At 47.3% G+C, this 1,545-nt stretch carries 2 protein-coding genes; both read right to left on the bottom strand.

Features of this window, described 5'->3' with window-relative positions; all coding sequences use genetic code 11:
* Positions 1 to 785: branched-chain amino acid ABC transporter permease (locus BG32_RS01115; protein ID WP_147434777.1), on the bottom strand; the 785-nt coding region annotated here is incomplete at its 3' end.
* Between the two features lie 64 nt (positions 786 to 849).
* Positions 850 to 1,545: ABC transporter substrate-binding protein (locus BG32_RS01120; RefSeq protein ID WP_147434778.1), on the bottom strand; the 696-nt coding region annotated here is incomplete at its 5' end.

Here is a 1,545-nt window from a genome sequence, read left to right on the forward strand (position 1 = left end):
AGGGTCGAGAAGTTTTCGAGTAAACCAAGAGATATTCCTCCGAGTATCGTTCCATAAGGGTTTGTCAATCCGCCCAGTACCGCCGACGCAAAACCTTTGACCCCTATAGAACCTCCTCCAAGTTCGAGGGAGACAAAGTAAATAGGCGCAAGGAGTATTCCGGCAATTCCCACGACGACTGTCGCCAGAATGAAGGATAGAGAGGTCGTTACCTTCACGTCGATTCCCATGAGAGCTGCCGCTTCTCTATTTTGAGCAGCTGCACGGAATGATTTTCCAATAAGCGTTTTGTTAAGTATAAAATAGATGAAAACCATAAGAATTGCAATTACAAGATAGATGTTCAAGTAGAGAGAGGGAATTCTTATGCCACCGAGTGAAATGAAGTCGTTGCTTCCTCCGAATACCGGCGGGAAGGGTTTTGGTAGAGCCCCATAAGTGACAATTATAAAGTTGAGCCAAAAAGTGCACAGCATAAGTGTGGCAACGACGAATTCGAGACGCCCACCGCCCCTCTTTCTGATTGGCTCATATATGAATATTCTGAGCCCCAGTCCATATAGCCCTATGATGGCAATAGACAAAACAAAAGAGATGAAAAAACCCAGGTTCAGCTGAGTGTAGAAACTGTAGAACAGATAGGCTCCCAACATCGCTGACGAGATGTTGGCGAAGTTTATTCTTGAGATCGTCAGCCAGAGGAAAACCACGCCGAGTCCTACGAGTCCATATGTGGCACCGATCGAAGCCCCCGAAACTATGTTTTGGAGAATGTCTTGAAGCATCACTCACACTCCTTATAGGGAAGTAAACGGGAGGTAGGCAGGACGCCCCCTCCCGCAAAGAGGCTTAGTACAACTTAGTGATTATCTGCCAGTCTTTTCCGTCGAACTGGGAGATTAGACAGACGTTTGTGAAGTTGTGGTGTTCGTCGCACTTGAGTTCGCCCTGAACACCAACGATGTTCGCTTCATTCGCAAGGTATTCAGCAAGCTTAGTACCGTCTGTTCCAACATTCTTGAGTGCATCTGCCAGAAGGTACATTCCGTCATAGTAAGCCTGTCCAGGGTCACTTGGTTCCTTGCCATCCCATCTGGCCTTATAGGCTTCAACAAATGCTTGAACTGCAGGATCGGGATCTATTGGATTGAATCCCTGAACGGAGTATACACCAATCGCTGCTTCCGGTGCTAGATCTGTGAACGCAGGAACGCCCCATGCAGAGAACCCAATTATGGGGACATCGATCTGCAACTGTCTGAGTTGATTTACTGTTACAGCAGCCTCAGATTCGTGTGTAAGTCCTATCAATCCATCGAACCCGGCGTTCTTTAGTTTCAGAAGCTGACCAGTTGCATCCTTGTCGCCTTCCTTGATCTGCTCCATTGCGACTATTTCGATTCCATACTTGGGGAACTCCTCTTTAGCAACATCGAGAGCAGCGAGACAATAGTCAGTCGAGCCATAGATAACTCCGGGCTTCTCAATGCCCAACTCCTCTACTGCATATTTTACGAGCTGAATGACTTTGACTTTGTCGTCGGC

Source organism: Mesotoga sp. HF07.pep.5.2.highcov (assembly GCF_003666285.1).
GTDB classification, from domain to species: domain Bacteria; phylum Thermotogota; class Thermotogae; order Petrotogales; family Kosmotogaceae; genus Mesotoga; species Mesotoga prima.